General features: G+C 64.6%; 13 protein-coding genes and 2 pseudogenes. 8 read left to right on the top strand and 7 right to left on the bottom strand.

The genetic code is table 11. The annotated features are described in order from the left end of the window. The first annotated feature begins 31 nt into the window (after positions 1 to 31). Positions 32 to 1,201: a glycosyltransferase gene (locus tag FY036_RS15255; RefSeq protein WP_148915592.1), complete on the top strand. Its 1,170-nt coding sequence runs from the start codon at positions 32 to 34 to the stop codon at positions 1,199 to 1,201. Between the two features lie 18 nt (positions 1,202 to 1,219). Here the strand turns inward: FY036_RS15255 and FY036_RS15260 are convergent, their stop codons facing one another. From FY036_RS15260 to FY036_RS15280, 5 genes and pseudogenes are all read right to left on the bottom strand, one after another. Further along, positions 1,220 to 1,807 carry an LbetaH domain-containing protein gene (locus tag FY036_RS15260; RefSeq protein WP_148915593.1) on the bottom strand — a complete coding sequence of 196 codons (588 nt, stop codon included), beginning with the start codon at positions 1,805 to 1,807 and terminating at the stop codon, positions 1,220 to 1,222. Next, on the bottom strand, positions 1,804 to 3,072 hold the full coding sequence (locus FY036_RS15265; protein WP_148915594.1) for an oligosaccharide repeat unit polymerase: 1,269 nt from the start codon (positions 3,070 to 3,072) through the stop codon (positions 1,804 to 1,806). The genes FY036_RS15260 and FY036_RS15265 overlap by 4 nt, the downstream gene beginning before the upstream one ends. Continuing rightward, complete coding sequence (locus tag FY036_RS15270; protein ID WP_161601141.1) at positions 3,069 to 3,659, bottom strand: YdcF family protein; 591 nt, start codon at positions 3,657 to 3,659, stop codon at positions 3,069 to 3,071. The genes FY036_RS15265 and FY036_RS15270 overlap by 4 nt, the downstream gene beginning before the upstream one ends. Positions 3,660 to 3,680: 21 nt before the next feature. Continuing rightward, positions 3,681 to 4,606: pseudogene (locus FY036_RS15275) on the bottom strand (glycosyltransferase family 2 protein); the annotation flags it as partial. Between the two features lie 5 nt (positions 4,607 to 4,611). After that, entirely contained in the window at positions 4,612 to 5,700 is a 1,089-nt protein-coding gene (locus FY036_RS15280; RefSeq protein WP_148915596.1) for an MraY family glycosyltransferase, read from the bottom strand. 451 nt (positions 5,701 to 6,151) lie between these two features. Between FY036_RS15280 and FY036_RS15285 the strand changes: the two genes are divergently transcribed. The 3 genes from FY036_RS15285 (at position 6,152) to FY036_RS15295 (ending at position 8,969) form a co-directional block, all read left to right on the top strand. Beyond that, positions 6,152 to 6,409 (top strand): hypothetical protein, encoded by a 258-nt coding sequence (locus FY036_RS15285; RefSeq protein WP_148915597.1) that lies wholly within the window; start codon positions 6,152 to 6,154, stop codon positions 6,407 to 6,409. A gap of 66 nt (positions 6,410 to 6,475) precedes the next feature. Beyond that, on the top strand, positions 6,476 to 7,963 hold the full coding sequence (locus FY036_RS15290) for an oligosaccharide flippase family protein (RefSeq protein ID WP_148915598.1): 1,488 nt from the start codon (positions 6,476 to 6,478) through the stop codon (positions 7,961 to 7,963). 4 nt (positions 7,964 to 7,967) lie between these two features. After that, positions 7,968 to 8,969 (top strand): glycosyltransferase family A protein, encoded by a 1,002-nt coding sequence (locus FY036_RS15295; RefSeq protein ID WP_148915599.1) that lies wholly within the window; start codon positions 7,968 to 7,970, stop codon positions 8,967 to 8,969. Here FY036_RS15295 and FY036_RS15300 read toward each other — a convergent pair. Beyond that, complete coding sequence (locus FY036_RS15300; RefSeq protein WP_161601142.1) at positions 8,926 to 10,209, bottom strand: polysaccharide pyruvyl transferase family protein; 1,284 nt, start codon at positions 10,207 to 10,209, stop codon at positions 8,926 to 8,928. The two genes, FY036_RS15295 and FY036_RS15300, sit on opposite strands and share 44 nt — an antisense overlap. A 263-nt stretch (positions 10,210 to 10,472) precedes the next feature. Between FY036_RS15300 and FY036_RS15305 the strand changes: the two genes are divergently transcribed. The 3 genes from FY036_RS15305 to FY036_RS15315 are packed head-to-tail and all read left to right on the top strand — an operon-like array spanning position 10,473 to position 14,348. After that, on the top strand, positions 10,473 to 11,690 hold the full coding sequence (locus tag FY036_RS15305) for a glycosyltransferase family 4 protein (protein WP_148915601.1): 1,218 nt from the start codon (positions 10,473 to 10,475) through the stop codon (positions 11,688 to 11,690). A gap of 1 nt (position 11,691) precedes the next feature. Beyond that, entirely contained in the window at positions 11,692 to 13,053 is a 1,362-nt protein-coding gene (locus FY036_RS15310; protein ID WP_148915602.1) for a glutamate-1-semialdehyde 2,1-aminomutase, read from the top strand. Beyond that, the gene (locus FY036_RS15315; protein WP_148915603.1) at positions 13,050 to 14,348 is read left to right on the top strand and encodes an apiosidase-like domain-containing protein; all 1,299 of its coding nucleotides are present in this window, start codon (positions 13,050 to 13,052) and stop codon (positions 14,346 to 14,348) included. The genes FY036_RS15310 and FY036_RS15315 overlap by 4 nt, the downstream gene beginning before the upstream one ends. A gap of 4 nt (positions 14,349 to 14,352) precedes the next feature. On the opposite strand, the gene FY036_RS15320 is transcribed toward FY036_RS15315, so the two are convergent. Then, positions 14,353 to 15,078, bottom strand: a complete 726-nt coding sequence (locus FY036_RS15320) for a class I SAM-dependent methyltransferase (protein WP_148915604.1) — start codon at positions 15,076 to 15,078, stop codon at positions 14,353 to 14,355. 230 nt (positions 15,079 to 15,308) lie between these two features. On the opposite strand from FY036_RS15320, the pseudogene FY036_RS15325 reads away from it, so the two are divergent. Continuing rightward, positions 15,309 to 15,971 (top strand): annotated as a pseudogene (locus tag FY036_RS15325) (NAD-dependent epimerase/dehydratase family protein); the annotation flags it as partial. Positions 15,972 to 16,072 lie beyond the last annotated feature (101 nt).

Consider the following 16,072-nt stretch of genomic DNA (forward strand, 5'->3'; position numbering starts at 1 on the left):
CCGACGGCCCGTGACGGAGAGGCACCCGGCCATGAAGATCGTGCACGTCATCGCCTCGCTCGATCCGGCGCGCGGCGGCGTGCCGGCGGTGGCGATGCGTCTGGCGGCCGCGCAGGGAGGACTCGGCCAGGCGGTTCATATCGTCGCCCATGACGAGGTCGATGCCGGCCCCCGCATCCAGCAGGCGCTGGAAGACGTGCCCGGCCTCAAACGGGTCCGCCTCCACTATCTGCCGCTGCCGGCCGGGCTCGACAGGCTGTTTGCACGCGCGACGCGCCGGCCTCTGGCCGAGATCGTCGCCGGGGCCGACGCCGTCCACATCCACGGTGTGTGGGAGCCGATCCTGCGGCAGGCGGCAATCGTGTCCAGAACCTCCGGGATTCCCTACTGCGTCGCACCGGCGGGCATGCTCGACACGTGGAGCCTTGCACAGAAGCGGTGGAAGAAGCGGCTGGCGCTGGCGCTCGGGTATCGGCGCATGCTGGACGGAGCGGCCTTCATTCATGTGCTGAACAGGGATGAGGCCGACATCATGATGCCCCTGCGGCTCAAAGCCTCCGATCGGATCATACCCAACGGAGTCTTCCTGGACGAGATTGCGCCGGTGCGGCGTGCCGGCCAGGCGCCGCTGGATACGCTTCTGCGGGGCCGTCGTTACATCCTGTTCCTCTCGCGGCTGCACTACAAGAAGGGGCTGGACGTGCTCGCCGACGCCTTCGCGCGCATCGCTTCGCAGTGGCCGGATGTGGATCTGGTCGTGGCCGGTCCCGAAGGCGGGGCGGGCGAGGCTTTCCGGCGAACCGTCGAGGCGGCTGGGTTGGGAAGCAGAGTGCATATGGTGGGTGGGCTGTACGGGCCCGACAAGATTGCCGCGCTCCGCGGCGCAGACTGTTTCTGCCTGCCCAGCCGGCAGGAGGGGTTCAGCGTGGCGATCACCGAGGCGCTGGCGTGCGGCGTGCCGGTGGTCGTATCCAGACAATGCCACTTTCCGGAAGTCGCCACTGAAGGTGCGGGCATCGTCGTCGATCTCGATGCGGCAGCAGTTGCCGAGGCTCTGTCTGCCGTCCTGGGCGATCCGCTGGGCGCCCGCCGCATGGGCCGCAAAGGCAGCGCGCTCGTCGAGCAGCGCTTCACCTGGCCGGTCATCGCCGAGGAGAGCCTGAAGGCCTACGCCACCATGCCACGTTCGGCCGAACGATAGCTTCCGCTCGTCTATTTCTCAGTTGTGCACCCTGCGCCTGCGTCGCTCGACCGCCGGGTTGCCGCTGTAGATCATCCAGTCGCCAAGGTCGCGGAAGGCCACGCCGCGTGCGCCCAGCACCGCGCCTTCGCCCACGCGCACACCGGGTCCGACGAACGCTTCCGCGGCTACCCAGCCGCGCCTGCCGATGCTGATCGGCCGTGCGCGCAACGGGAAGGCCGGGTCGTCCACGTCGTGGGTTCCGGTGCACAGATGCGCACGCTGCGAGACGATCGCGAAATCTCCGATGGAGATGGGGGCGACGTTGTAGCAGACCACGCCTGGCCCCATCGAGGCATGTGCTCCCATATGCAGGTTGCCCGGCCACCAGATGCGCACGCTGCTGCGCACGATAGCGGTGGGGTGAATATCCGCCCCGAAGGCGCGCAGCACCCAACGTCGCGGCGCGTGAAGTTGCGGCGGCGTCCAGCGCGCGAACATCAGCCAGCAGACCGACCACGCAACTCGCGCGAGCCGGTGGCGCAGGCCGAAGGTCGCGCCTCCCGTGAGCGGAGAGCGCCTGCCGGCGCCTCGGGCCAGCCCGTCTATGTCGAGATGCTGCGTCATGCGCGAAGCTCCATCGCTGGTGTCCCCCATCGTCTCGGACGGCGTCTGCGCGCGGCGGCCAGCAGCAGCGCCGGCATCAGGAACACGAGCATGTGCACCCAGACCTGCAGGACCCAGTCGGTGATGTGTGAAATCGCGTGCATCGCGGGAACGACGCTCAGCATGTAGACGATCTGGGCGGTGGTCGAGCCGGCATTGGCCGAGGCCCACACGCGACTCAGCACATAGGCCAGCAGGAAGAACTTCAGCGCTCCAAAATACCAGAACGACAGGAAGGCATCGACCATGCCTGTTTCGGTCGTGCCCGTTGGCGGAAGGTAGTCCCGCGGGGGCAGGGGCACCGGCAGGTAGAGTGCGGCCTTAGTCGGAGTCCCGACGATCTGGGCCGGTACGAAGGCGAAGACGAGGCGGTTCCAGTGCACCGCGCCATAGTCGAATTCGCCGCTCCGGTCGATCTGCTCGATGCGCTGTACCGCGTTGCGTAGTTCAAGCCCGCCCGAGGCCAGCATTTCCTGAAAATTCTCCACAAGGTCGATCTGCGCGATACGCGTGATGTCGAAGCCCTCATCCTCACGCGTGATCTGCCGATAGTCGCTCAGGCTGCTCATGACGAGCGTGGTTGCGAGGATCATGGCGACGAGTGCCGAGCGCGGCGGCTTCCACCCGCGGTGAAACCAGAACGACAGGGCGAAGATGATGACGATCTCGAGCGCTTCGCCCCGCTTTCCCGTGACGAGAATACGGTCGATGCAGAAGAACAGGTCGAACAGGATTATGAAGCCGGCAAACCGGCTCGGCCTGCGTGCATAGCATAGCGTCGCTATGGCCAAGCCGTAGATCATGAGCCTGGCGAAGAACAGGTATGCCACGCCTGTTCCAGACATCTGGACGCCGACCGTCAGTTCGTTCGACATGCGGCTGAGCTGGAAAAAGAAGAAGGCACCGATGAGCGACATGGCCAGAGCGGCGTTGAGCAGACGCTTCTCCGAAAACGTGTCTTCGAAGAAGGAGATAGGCGCGCGCCGGCTGCCCCAGCCTAGCCACAGCATCACGAGGCACAGCAGCGTCATCGCCAGCGTCTTGGTAAAGGCCGCCTCGGTGACCGCCGGATCGCCGGCGACGGAAGGGATTTGCGGAAGCAGGAAGGAAAATGCCATCAGCCCTGCAAGAAAAGGAAACTCGTAGGCCCGCTCGGTACGCACGAGGCCGGTGCTGAGCAGCCACAGCACCAGCGCGAAAAGCATCCATGCCAGCGGCCACGTCATTCGCGGCCCTCTTCGCACCATTCCGGCCGGCCGCCATCTGGCCACGGGTCCTGGCTCGCATCCTGCAACCTGTAGAGCGCCAGCTTCGCATACTCCTTGGCGATGGCTGGCCCGTAATGGCCGAACGCGGTTTCGAACAGCGTTGTCGGCGGTTCGCTGGGTATGGCGGTGAAGGTGATGCTTGGGCAGGCCGCAGCGAATGTTGCGATCGCCCTGCGCGTATGAAACCAGCTCGTCACGAGGATAGCCGAACGGGCTTGGGCCGCAGCGAGAAGCGGCGTCGAGAAGCGCGCGTTCTCGCGCGTGCTGCCCGACAGGCATTCGGTCGTGACGACGCCGGCCGGCACGCCGCCCTCCACCAGCGTGTCCCGGATATAGTCGCAGTCGCCGTCGCCGGAAACGATCACGGAATGCGCCAGTCCCCTGTGCCACAGCTCCCTCGCTTTGAACGCGCGTGAAGGCCCGTCGCCACCGAGAACGATCATGACATCGGCGGGCTTCATGTCTCCGCGCACCGTCACGAACTGCTCTGACAGCGCGACCAGCGCGAGATGCGCGCCGACCAGAAGGGTCGACAAGAGGAGCATGAGGACCAGAACCTTCCGTGTTATATGCCGCGCCGGAGCATGCCCCTGTGCTGGCTGCGCGGCCATCAGATCCGCAATCCTCTCTCGCGTCGCCGCAATTCCTCGGTCTTCAGCACGATCATGAATTCGTAGCCGGAGATCAGGCGGCAATAGGCGTAGCCCGGCCAGCCGTCGAGGAAGCCGCCGCGCAGCACGTACATGTAGATGAAGCGCAGCGTCGGCCGGAACGGCAGCCGCGTCACCAGCGCCTTCAGCCCGCGGCGCCGCACGTCGGCCCGCCGGCTGAATATCTGGGCCAGATGAACCAGCGGCGGCGGGTTCAGCGCTGCAAGCTCCGCCTCCACCGTGGAGTAACGGTTGTGCTTGTCATACCAGGCGTGAAGACCCTTGTTGAAGCTGTAGTGGATGAAATGCGCCTGCAACTCGCCACCCGGCATGTCGGACGAGCAGACGGAATGGACCTCCCGGTCGAAGCGCACCTTGTCGGGCCTGACCAGCCGCGTGATCCAGGTCGGATAGAGGCTTGCGTGCCTGATCCACTTGCCCATGAACATGTTCTTGTAGCGCGCCTTGAAGAAGGCTTCCGGCCGGCTCGGGTCGCGCGCGATGGCCAGCATCTCATCGCGCAGATCGTCGGGCGTGACCTCGTCGGCGTCCGGTGTGTAGACCCACTGATGTTTGAAGAGGACATGGGTGAGGCCATACATGCGCTGGCCATTCTCGGTCGTGTATGCGTTCTGGACCACGCGTGCGCCGGCCGCCTTCGCTATCTCCACCGTACGGTCGGTGCTGAATGAATCCAGAACCACGATGTCGTCGCACCATGTCAGCGATGCGAGGCAGGATGGCAGGTTGTCCTCTTCGTTGAAGGTCATGATGAGGGCCGAGACGCCGGGTCTGACCTCGGCGTCGCTGTTGCTGCGCGCGAGCGGCGGTGTTGCCAGCATGTTCATTATTGTCCGTCCCCGATCGAAGGAATACGCGGCTGGCCGTACAGGCGTACGCCGGCGCGGGCCGAGTTCCCCGACAGGGCCCAGACGACGATGCAGTGCAGGAGCACGGGAATCATGAGGCCGATCGCCATGGTGCTGTCGGCAATCCCCGCGACGAAACCGAGATAGCCGATTGCGCCGCACAATGTGCTGGCGCCTGCCAGAAGTGCGGCCGTCACGGTATGGGACAGCCCGCGATCGACAAGCAGGTGATGCAGATGCTGCCGGTCCGGCGCCAGGGCGCTCTTTCCGGCCCACGTGCGGCGTACCATCAGGCTCAGCGTGTCGGTCAATGGCAGGACCAGGATCCACAGCGCCGTGACGAAGGCCATGCCGTTCTCGCCCGTCGAAAGCCTGATGACGAAGTAGGCCAGCGCCGCGCCCAGCATGTGGCTACCGGCATCACCGAGAAAGACGCTCGCCCGCACGCGCCAGGGGTGGCGCATGTTGAAGACGAGGAAGCCGATGGTGGCCGCCAGCAGTGTGAGAGCCTGAAGCATGAGGTCCATCTCGCCCAGCCGGTCTGCGATCAGTGCGAGCCAGAACAGCGCGGCTCCGGTGCTGGCGCCCGCCAGCCCGTCAATGCCGTCGAGCATGTTGATGGAATTGACCGTTCCGACGAGGAAGACGACCGCGAGCGTCATGCCGACGATCGGCGCAAGCAGGAACTGCACGTCGAGGAAGGTGCCGAGATTGAGAAGGAACGGCCCTGCGGCCGTAACGAGAAGCAGGGCGGCTCCGAACTCGGCCATCAGCCGTGTCGTGGCACGCAGCTGCCAGCGATCGTCGGCCAGCCCGATCAGGACCAGAAGCCCGAGGCCCGTCTCCATGTTCCACGGAATGCCGTATCGCGGTCCGAACCCGATGCCGGTGAGCATGAAGGCTGTGAAGATGGCCAAGCCGCCGCACAGCGGGATTTCGCCATCGTGGCGCTTGCGCGCATCGGGCAGATCCACGAGCTGGAGCTGGGGGGCAAGCCACCGCATGATCTCTATCAGCAGAACCGAGGCAAGAAAGGCATTGAGGATATGCGCGTATATGTTTGGCAAGCCCGTCTCCTTTCGGGAAAGACGATCTCCGGCACGCTCGACGTGCCAGGCTTTTCAAAGACTCTACTCAGCCCCCGCCAGCGCTCCACTCGGACAAACAGGCACGGCACGCCTCGAAAGGGTTATGTCCTTCATCCCCACGGGTAATCGTATCCGCCGCCGCGGACCGGCTTCCTCGACCGGATGCGACCGGCGGTCGGCGACGACCAGGTTTTGGGGCGGTCTGCGGCGCCCCGGCGGGTGAACGAGGGGGTCAGGCGGCGGGCATTTCGGCACGCCCATAGGGAGATGCTGCAAAAGGCGTAGCCCGATGCAAATCGGATGCGAGGGTAGCAGAACGGCGAACGCGCGCTCGCAAGCCAAAGGTGCCAGATTGGCCCCGGCTGTTTGTCGTCCCTTGGCTGCGGGCGGAATGCTCGGGGCGTATCGCCAGCTGTAAAGCGAGAAGGATATGGACAACACAGTCAACGATGCGGGAAGCAAATCCCTCGGGCTTGCGGCGCTGTTCATTTGTCAGTCGCTGCTGCTTGAACTGGAGGAGGCGGGGCTGGTCGGTCACGACAATATTCAGGGGCTGTTGAAGGATGCCTTCAACGCCCTTCGTCAGGACCATGGCGGCGCGCGACGTGCGGAATGGATCGAGGCGAGCGAGGTGGTCGATGCGATCCGCATACGCCACGACCGTCTCGGGTCGCGAAGACGGTCGTGACGACGCCTGGAGTGTGTGTAGGGTGCATTTAAGCGGGGCGTACCTGGTGTCTACGGAACTGGAATCATGAGCCGGGTGCGCCGCGCATTCGTGATGGCGTCGCTTGAGCAATATGTCGCGCTGTTGGTCAATCTCGGGCTCGTCGTTGCTCTGTCACGCCTGCTCTCTCCATCCCAGATAGGCATCGCCGTCATCGGCCTTGGCATATGCGCCATCACATTCGCTCTGCGCGAGTTTTTCACGGCCGAGTTCCTGATCCAGCGCCCTACGGTGCGTCGCATCGAAGTGCAGACCTCGGGCACCATACTGATTTGTGTGACCAGCCTGCTCGGCCTTTGCCTGCTGATGGCTGCCCCCGCGCTGTCGCGCGCGTACGGCACTCCGGAACTGGTGACCTTCATCAGGGTAATGATAGTCGCCGCCCTGATCGAGACCCTTTCGTTTCCTGCCGTGGCACTGCTGCGCCGTGATTTGAACTTCGGCGGCACCGCGATGATCCGCATCGCAGCATTGCTGGCCATGGCCCTCGTCGCCGTCGTTCTGGCAGCGAAGGGGTTCGGGTTCATGAGCTATGCGTGGGGCAACCTGGCCGCAGCCTGCGTTACCGCGGCGATGGCGACGATCCTGCGACCGGCAGCGTTCCCGCGCAGGCCGACACTGGCTTCGTGGCGGGTGATCGTCGATTTCGGCCGTTTTCGCGGCGCCTCCGGCATGGTCGACCGCATCTACGATGCCATTCCGCAACTGGTGCTCGGCCGCTTCATGCCAATGGCCGATGTCGGCCTTTACAACCGTCTGAATGCGGTCTGTTCGATACCCGACCGCCTGCTCCTCGGCTCGGTCTTCGCGATTGCTTTTCCCGCACTATCCCTGCATGTGCGCTTGGGGCACGATGTCGGCCGCATCTACATGCATGTCATCGGCCTCATAACCGTGGTCTATTGGCCCGCACTGTTCCTGATGGTGCTGCTAGCCGAGCCGCTGGTGCTGGCGGTTCTCGGCAGCGCTTGGCTGCAGGTGGTCCCGCTGGTGCGCATCGTGGGCGTTGCCAGCCTCTTCTTCTTCCCGGTCATCCTGACGCATCCTCTGCTCATGGCCAACGGCAGAAACAAATCGGCCTTCACGCAGAACCTGATGTCGAAGCTGATCGCGGCCGTCGTGATCTGCTCGGCGAGCCCCTTCGGGCTGAAGGCCATGGCATACAGCCAATTCGTCGCCATTCCGCTGGAGATGGTCCTGGCGCTGTGGTTTGCGCGCAGCGTCGTGCAATTTGCGTGGCGCGACTTTGCGGCGGTCGTCGGCAGGAGCGCCCTCGTCACCGTCGCGACGCTTTCCGGCCCGATCGGCTTCGCGTTGTGGCATCGCCCGGACCTCGTCTTCAACGCCGGTGAGGTCGCGATCGTGTTGCTTCTGGCTGCCGGCGGCTGGCTTGCCGGCGTCCGGGCAATGGCGCATCCGGTGCTGGGTGAGATCGTGGCGGCCTGGCAATCGCGCCGCACAGCCAACGAGGAACAGCCGCTTGGCGCGGCGGTCGAAGATGCCGGGCGAGGGTGAACCGATGGGCAGCATCGATATCGCCGTGCCGAACTACAACTACGGACGCTATCTCGACGATTGTCTCGACAGTATCCTGACGCAGGGCGTCGAGCGGCTTCGTGTTCTGGTGATCGACAATGCCTCGACCGATTCCAGCCAGGCGATAGCCCGGCGCCGCGCCGCGGCGGACCCCAGGATCGAACTGCGCCTGCGTGAACGCAACCTTGGGGCACACGCCTCCTTCAACGAGGGCATAGAATGGGCGCAGGCGGACTATTTTGCGATCCTCTGTGCCGACGACATGCTGGCGCCCGGCGCTCTTGCCCGCGCCATCGCGGTCATGGACGCGCGGGCGGACATCGACATGGTGTTCGGCGAAACCGCGTTCATTGGCCCCGACCATGTGACAGCTGGTGACGAAGCAGCCAAAACGGGGGCATGCGAGATATTGGGCGGCCCGGCGTTTCTGGAGCAGTTCTGTCGCACCGGGCGCAGTCCGGTTGGCGGGCCAACCGCCGTGGTGCGCACAACGGCGCAGAAGCGGGCGGGGCACTATCGAAGTGATTTGCCGCATACAGACGATGTGGAGATGTGGATGCGGCTCGCGCGCTCAGGCAACGTCGCTCGGCTCGATGATGTGCAGGTGCTCGCCCGCATTCACGCAGGCAACCAGTCGGCCGCCGTCACGAACGTCCATCAGTGGAATCTGGAGATGGAGAAGGCGTTCGTGTCCTTCTTCTCCAATGAAGGCCGCACGCTTCCGGAAGCTGACCGCCTTCAAAAGCTCGCGCGCGAAAGCCTTGCCGTACGCGCTTACTGGTGCGCCGTTTCGCATTTCCTGCGCGGCGAACCTGGCGTTCGCGAACTTCTGGGATTTGCATTCACCCGCCGGCCGTCGCTCGCCATCCTGCCGCCGCTGGGCAGGCTGCTGGCGCGCGGGGACGCGAACCAGCGCATCGTCGCCACGTTGCGCGAGACGTTCACCCGGCGTCGCCGCCCGCGTGTGGGTAGGGTTTCCCGCTGAGATTGCGGTCATAAGCGGCATGGCTGGTGCTGCCGCCGGTCGTGGATCTTGGTCCGCGCGGCAGCAGCCTTGCAACCACTTCGGCCTGCGCGACCAGCCGCGCCGCGTAGCGGGCTCTCGCAGCCGCCAGCGTTTGCGCTATCGCGTGCCGGTTCTGGCAAGCCCGAACGAACTGGTCCTTAAGCAATTCGAGGTCGAAGTGTTCGACATGCTGCGAATAGCCTGCCAGCCCGGCGTCGTTGAGGGCGGCCTCGTTCTTGTCGGCGTAGCCGAGCGAGATGACGGGGCGGCAAAGCTTCATCGCGCAGACGACGTTGTGAAATCGCGTTGCGACGACGATGTCGGTCTGGGCGATTTCGCGCATGATCTCCTGTAGCGTGCCCGCCGGCTGCATCGTTACCGTGGAATCCGTGTCGCAGGGCGGGTCGTTCTCGAGCCGCTTTATGATCTGCCACAGAGCTTGCTGATCCTGCACGTCACCCGTCAGGAACCTTATGTCGTGCCCCTGGCCGCGCAGCCAGCGAATGAAGGCGACGAGCTTGTCCAGGTAGCGTTCGTAGATGCCTTCTCCGCCGTTTCGCATCCAGCCCGCATAGGACATGACACCCACGCCGACGCGGAGCGCCTTTGCATCCTGCGGCGGCGAGGCGGGCGGTGTGCCAAGCGCGAAAGCGAGATCGGGATAGACCTCGTCATCCGCGTTGCCGACACCAAGCGAGGTCATGAAGTCTCGCGATTGCGTGTCCCTATAGGACCGATAGTGGCATAACCTTGCCGCCGCCGCCATGAACCGGCGCGATAGGGGATGCCGGATAGGTCCCGCCCCGATGCTGACGAAGGCCAGCTTGGCACCCGCAAGCCTCGATGCGATGCTCCACCGAAGAATCATGAACGGCCATCCCATAGGCATTTCCCGGAAGTCGTCGAGAAAGCCCGTGCCCGGCACGAGCACGAGGTCGGTGCCCAGTAGCGGCGCCAGCGGATACAAGAGGTTCAGCAGCCTGCCCGGCAATCTCAGAAGCAACCGGTCTAGGGTCTGGAAGACCTCGCTGCCTCCCTCGGCGCGGAAGCTTGAGATCGCCGCTATACCGATATCTTCCTCGACCTGATCCGGTGCGGGGCACACACATACCAGCTCGGCCTCGGGTACCGTTGTGCGCAGCAATTCCACCATCGCCTGCAGCGATCCGTCATTGCCGGAATTGCCGCAGCCGAACTGTCCGAAAAGCGCAATCTTCATGCTGGCCTCGGGAGAGCTTGTGCGGCTCTGGCATAGGCGGGACCGCGAAGGGAAACCAGTACGCATTTCGGTGATCTCCGCATGATCCCGTCTTCGGGCTACGCCCTCGGAGGGATGCTCAGCCAAAGGGACTATCCCTATGGGCGGCACGTACCCGAGAAGGTGGCAGCGGCGTCTCACCGATTGCGGGGATGGGTGGACTGCCGGTTTCCCATAGCATGCGGGTTTGGTGACTGTTCGATTGCCGGGGGAGAGGTGGCTTCGTGAGGCTCGCATATTTCGTCAAGCCGCATCTGGGCGGAACATACACGCTTTTCCGTCAGCTTCGCGACGGGCTCCATCCGCACGGGATCGATGTCGAGTGGATGGGGCTCACGTCCGACGGCGTCGCGCCGCTCCTTCCCGACATGTCGCACAGCGGCTTCCTCGTGCACACCGAGAGCTGCGACAGCGAGCGAGATCAGGCGCGCGTGATGATGACGGCACTTCGCGAGCACGCGTTCGACGGCGTCTTCGTCAACGTGCTGGCCGACAAGGTGCAGATGAACCTGGTACGCTACCTGCCCTCGGACATGCTGCGCATGATGATCGTGCATAACATCACACCCGGCACCTACGCGGCCGCACGCTCGCTGCGCGACCATGTTCACGCGACGGTGGGGGTGTCGGAGCGGTGCCGGCGCGACCTCGTGGCACGTCACGGCTTCGATGCGGCGCGCACCCACGCCATTCCCAACGCCATTGAGGCAGGCCCGCATGCGCCGGCTACGCGAGGCGGCGCCGCCGAGAGGCCCCTGCGGTTGATCTATCTCGGGCGGGTGGAAGATTCGTCGAAAGGCGTTTTCTGGCTGGCTGATATCATGAGGACGGTGACCGCGCCCGTCACGCTGACCGTCGCTGGCGCAGGTCCGGACGTGGAGCGACTGGCCAAGATGCTGCGCCCGTTCGGCGAGCGGGTGCGGCTTCTCGGTCCGATACCGCCGGAAAAGGTCAGCGCCGTCTTCGCCGCGCACGATGTGCTTGTCATGCCGTCCCGCTTCGAGGGCTTCGGCCTCACGATCCTGGAGGCCATGGCCGCAGGCTGCATTCCGCTGGTTTCGCAGATTTCCGGCGTCACCGACACGATCGTCGAAAACGGCATCTCCGGCCTCCTGTTTCCTGTAGGCGACTGGCGCAGGGCAGCACGCGAGATCGACTGGATGGCGCGCGATCCCGATATGGTCGAGGCGCTCTCGGCCAACGCGCGTGAACGCGTCGTCGAGGACTTCGGCCTTCCTCGCATGGCGTCCGCCTATGCGCGGCTGGTGAGAACGCTGGAACGGGAGCGTCCGGCCGTGGCGCCGCCGCTCGCGCTGCGCGACTGGTCGCTGCCGGCGGGCATGGGCCCAGGCATGCGCCGCTACGTGCCTGCCCCCGTCAAGAACTGGCTGAGGGTCGCGCGCGAGCGTTTTTCTCCGAGGATATCGGCAGGATCTGTCTAGCATGGATATCAGCGACTTCTCCCGCTCCGAGGCGCTTCGCCGCCGCGCCCATGAGGCTATCCCCGGCGGCGCGCACACCTATGCCAAGGGCGACGACCAGTATCCGGTGCTGTCCCCCGGCTTTGTCGCGCGCGGGCTGGGCTGCCGGGTCTGGGATGTCGATGGCAACGAATATGTCGAATACGGCATGGGCAACCGCGCCGTAGGCCTCGGCCATGCCTTTGCGCCTGTCGTTGAGGCGGCCACTCGCGCAATGGCTGGAGGCAGCAACTTCACCCGCCCGCACAGCATCGAGGTGGAATGCGCCGAAACCTTTCTGGGCCTCGTAAAGGGGGCGGAAATGGTCAAGTTCTGCAAGGATGGTTCGGACGCCACGTCGGGCGCGGTGCGCCTGGCCCGCGCCTATACCGGGCGCGATCTCATCGCCTGCTGCGGCGATCACCCGTTCTTTTCGACCGACGACTGGTTCATCGGCACGACGCCGGTAAACAGCGGAATTCCGGAAGCCGTACGCAGACTGACGGTGACATTCCCATACGGCGATCTGGCCGCAGTGGAAGAACTGTTCGCCCGCCATCCCGGGCGCATAGCCGCGCTCATCATGGAGCCGACGCGCGACAGCGATCCGCCCGAAAACTACCTGCGCGACATGCTGCGTGTATGCCACGCCAATGGCGCGCTTCTGATCTTCGATGAGATGATCACCGGCTTTCGCTGGCATCCAGGCGGCGCTCAGACGCTCTACGGCGTGACGCCGGACCTGTCGTGCTTCGGCAAGGCGCTTGCGAACGGCTTCTCTGTGTCGGCGCTTGCCGGCAAGCGCGAATTCATGCGGCTGGGCGGGCTCGATCATGCCGATCGTCCCAGGGTATTTCTGCTTTCAACGACGCATGGCGCCGAGACCCACGCGCTCGCAGCTGCCATCGCAACCATGACGACGTACCGCGACCGGCCGGTGGTGGAGCATCTGTACAGGCAGGGACAAAGCCTGCGCGAAGGCATCGGGCAGGCGATCGCCCAGCAGGGTCTTCAGGACTACTTCAGGGTCACCGGCCGCGATTGCTGCCTCGCGTTTGCCACGCTCGATGCCGACCGGCGGCCTTCGCAGGTTTTCCGCACCCTGTTCCTGCAGGAACTCATCCGGCGTGGCGTGCTGGCGCCATCCCTCGTCGTGAGTTATGCGCACGAGGATGCCGACATCGCCTTCACGGTTGACGCTTTCGCCGGTGCGCTCGAGATCTATGCGCGCGCGCTGGCGGAAGGGCCCGAGCGCTATATTGTTGGTCGCCCGTCTCAACCGGTCTTCCGGCGCTTCAACCACGGGGAGCACTTGCCTGCAACTTTCCTTCAGGCGGTGCGATGAGGGCGCTCCGCAGCGCGCTTCTCGCGCTTTCCATATTGTTGGCGATGCCCGTTGCTCATGCGTTTCAAACTGCAACCTATCCATTGCATGTCAGCGACGACAGAACCCACCTCATCGATGCGGAGGGCCGGCCGTTTCTCATCCACGGCGACACCGCATGGGCGCTGATCGCGGAACTGACGCGCGACGAGGTCGACCACTACCTGGCCGACCGGCGTGAGCGCGGCTTCAACACGCTGGTCGCTTCGCTCATCGAATACAAGTTCGCAACCAACGCGCCCGCCAACGCCTATGGCGAGCGGCCCTTCCTCGGCGCGGCCTTCATCGAGCCGAACGATCGCTATTTCGACCACGCCGAATGGGTTCTCGCCCGTGCGCAGGAAGAAGGCTTCACCGTCATGCTCACGCCCGCCTATATGGGATTCAACGGCGGCGGCGAGGGCTGGTACGCAGATATGCAGGCTGCGGGGCCCGACGCGTTGCGCGAATATGGCCGTTACCTGGCGCAGCGTTTCGGCAACCTTGATAACATCGTCTGGCTGCACGGCGGCGACTACACGCCCGCCGATCGCGCGCTTCTGGAAGCCGTCCGCCACGGTTTGGCGGATGGAGGCGACACGCATCTGGCCACGGTCCACGGCGGCCCCGACGATATGCCGGCGGTACTGTGGCAGGGTGCGGACTGGCTCGACCTGGAAACGGTCTACACCTACGGCAACGTCCACGGCCTCGTGCTCGAACGCTGGAACATGGATGTCGGCAGGCCGATCGTGATGCTGGAAACGGCCTATGAAGGCGAACACGGTTCGACCGAACAGTCGCTGAGGCAGGCAGCCTATGGCGCGCTGCTGGCTGGCGCCGCGGGTCAGATCTACGGCAACAACCCGATATGGCATTTCAGCGGTCCGGGCATCTACCAGGTCGATGCGACCTGGATGGAAGAACTTTCCAGCCGCGGCGCGGTCTCCATGACGCATCTGAAGCGGCTGTTCGACGGCGTCGAATGGTGGGCCCTGAAGCCCGTCGATGGCGACGGTCCGTTGCGAGGCGATACCGAGCGCGCCTTCACGGCGATCGCCCGCGATGGCTCATGGGCCCTTTCCTATGTGGTGAATGCCGGCGAGCTGACGTTCGACACGAACGCGCTGGCGAAAGCTTCCTTTCTTGCGCGATGGTATGACCCGTCCAGCGGCCGCTTTCATGATGCGGTGCCCGTGGCGGCGTCGCTCATGCCGCCGTCGACGCTGAACGAGGCCGGCTATTCCGACTGGGTGCTTCTGGTCACTGCCGAATGAATTTCTAGCCGACGCGCTTTCTGGCCAACGCCATGAGCGTCCAGCCGAGGCCAAGCCGTTCCTTGAACTCCTCGAAGCGGTCGCCCAGAAGCGCCCGCACCGGCCGATTGAGCAGGCGCGAATTCACCAGCCTCATCGGGCCGCGATTGGCGCGCGGCGTCACGGACTTCAGCTCGATCACATCGAAGCGCGGAATGAGCAGCGAGCGCAGTTCCTCTGCATCCACCCATCGCCTTATCTGGCCGGCGCCAGGAGGGCTGATGCGGTTGTGGCGCTCCAGCACCGGGCGGTTCTGGGTCGCCAGCATCAGCAGGCCGCCCGGTTTCAGCAGTTCAGCGATCCTGGCGACGAAGCCGGGCTGGTCGGCGACATGCGCCAGAACCTCGAGCGTCACCACCACGTCGTAGCGTTCCCTCTCGAGTTCGAGGCTCATGAAATCGCCGGCCACGAAGCGGCAATCGGGAAAGCGCTGCTGTGCGCCGTCGATCTGCCGGGCCGACAGGTCTGTCCCGGTCACCTGGCCGAACGGGCGCAACTGAGGGCAGAACCACCCTGCCCCGCACCCCACCTCCAGAATGTCGAGATCGCTCGCGCCCAATTCCCGCAGCCAGCCGGTGATGACCCGCGCCTGCCGGAGTGAAATTTCCTCGTTGCCCTTGCCGATCGCTTCGACGGCCCATCTGTTCCAGAACGCTTCTTGGAGTGGGATCGGGGGGTGGGCGCTTGCCATGGCGGTCTTACCGGTTTCAATCGTTGCCAGTCTGAAACGCAAGCGCCCGCTCGCGAAGCGCTCCATTCGAGGCTTCACCGGGGCAGGGCAGGCGCAAAAGGGTGGAGCACACACCCATTTGGTGGAGTCGAGGCGCAGCCCGCCCGCCTTCTCATCCGATCGAGCATATCGCCTTGCAGAGCGCGAACCGCCTAGCCTGCAACGACTTCAACCTGCAGGGGCGGAAAACCATGCGCGTACTCGTGACCGGTCACAAGGGCTATCTCGGTTCGGTAATGGTGCCGCGCCTGATCGAAAGCGGGCATCAGGTCACGGGGCTCGACAGCGATCTCTACGAGCGGTGCACTTATGACTGCGAACTGAAGCAGACGTGGGTGCCGCACATCCGCAAGGACGTGCGCGACGTCGAACCGCGCGATTTCGAGGGACAGGATGCCGTCATCCACCTAGCTGCCCTGTCCAACGATCCGCTCAGCAATCTCAATACGGAGATCACCTACGACATCAACCATCGGGGCAGCGTCCGTGTCGCACGCATGGCAAAGGCGGCCGGCGTCAAGCGGTTCCTGTTTGCCTCGTCGTGCAGCAATTACGGGCAGTCCAGCGCCGAACTCATCGACGAGACCGGTTCGCTAGCCCCGGTGACAGCCTATGGGCGTTCCAAGGTCATGGCAGAGCGCGACATCGCCCCTCTGGCCGACGACAGCTTCTGTCCGGTCTTCTTCCGACCGGCCACCGCCTACGGGCTTTCGCCGCGTATTCGCTTCGACATCGTGCTCAACAACCTCGTCGCCGGCGCGGTGTCCGACGGGCGCATCCACATGAAGTCCGACGGCACGCCCTGGCGGCCGATCGTCCACGCCGAGGATATCGCCAGAGCGTTCTGTCCGGCGTCAGCACTGATGGGACCAAATCGGCTTAACTGAGAACGGAGGATTTCTGGTTCATCGTAGCCTTTCAAAGGAGCGAAGATGAGACAGAAATCCGGAACCGG

Origin of the sequence: Neoaquamicrobium microcysteis, from assembly GCF_008180155.1 — a bacterium.
GTDB classification, from domain to species: Bacteria; Pseudomonadota; Alphaproteobacteria; order Rhizobiales; family Rhizobiaceae; genus Aerobium; species Aerobium microcysteis.

Bases quoted from the DNA above. Each gene is read 5' to 3' on its own strand.
- FY036_RS15255 (WP_148915592.1), top strand. From the start codon at position 32: ATGAAGATCGTGCACGTCATCGCCTCGCTCGATCCGGCGCGCGGCGGC.
- FY036_RS15260 (WP_148915593.1), bottom strand. From the start codon at position 1,807: ATGACGCAGCATCTCGACATAGACGGGCTGGCCCGAGGCGCCGGCAGG.
- FY036_RS15265 (WP_148915594.1), bottom strand. From the start codon at position 3,072: ATGACGTGGCCGCTGGCATGGATGCTTTTCGCGCTGGTGCTGTGGCTG.
- FY036_RS15270 (WP_161601141.1), bottom strand. From the start codon at position 3,659: ATGCTCCTCTTGTCGACCCTTCTGGTCGGCGCGCATCTCGCGCTGGTC.
- FY036_RS15285 (WP_148915597.1), top strand. From the start codon at position 6,152: ATGGACAACACAGTCAACGATGCGGGAAGCAAATCCCTCGGGCTTGCG.
- FY036_RS15290 (WP_148915598.1), top strand. From the start codon at position 6,476: ATGAGCCGGGTGCGCCGCGCATTCGTGATGGCGTCGCTTGAGCAATAT.
- FY036_RS15295 (WP_148915599.1), top strand. From the start codon at position 7,968: ATGGGCAGCATCGATATCGCCGTGCCGAACTACAACTACGGACGCTAT.
- FY036_RS15300 (WP_161601142.1), bottom strand. From the start codon at position 10,209: ATGAAGATTGCGCTTTTCGGACAGTTCGGCTGCGGCAATTCCGGCAAT.
- FY036_RS15310 (WP_148915602.1), top strand. From the start codon at position 11,692: ATGGATATCAGCGACTTCTCCCGCTCCGAGGCGCTTCGCCGCCGCGCC.
- FY036_RS15315 (WP_148915603.1), top strand. From the start codon at position 13,050: ATGAGGGCGCTCCGCAGCGCGCTTCTCGCGCTTTCCATATTGTTGGCG.
- FY036_RS15320 (WP_148915604.1), bottom strand. From the start codon at position 15,078: ATGGCAAGCGCCCACCCCCCGATCCCACTCCAAGAAGCGTTCTGGAAC.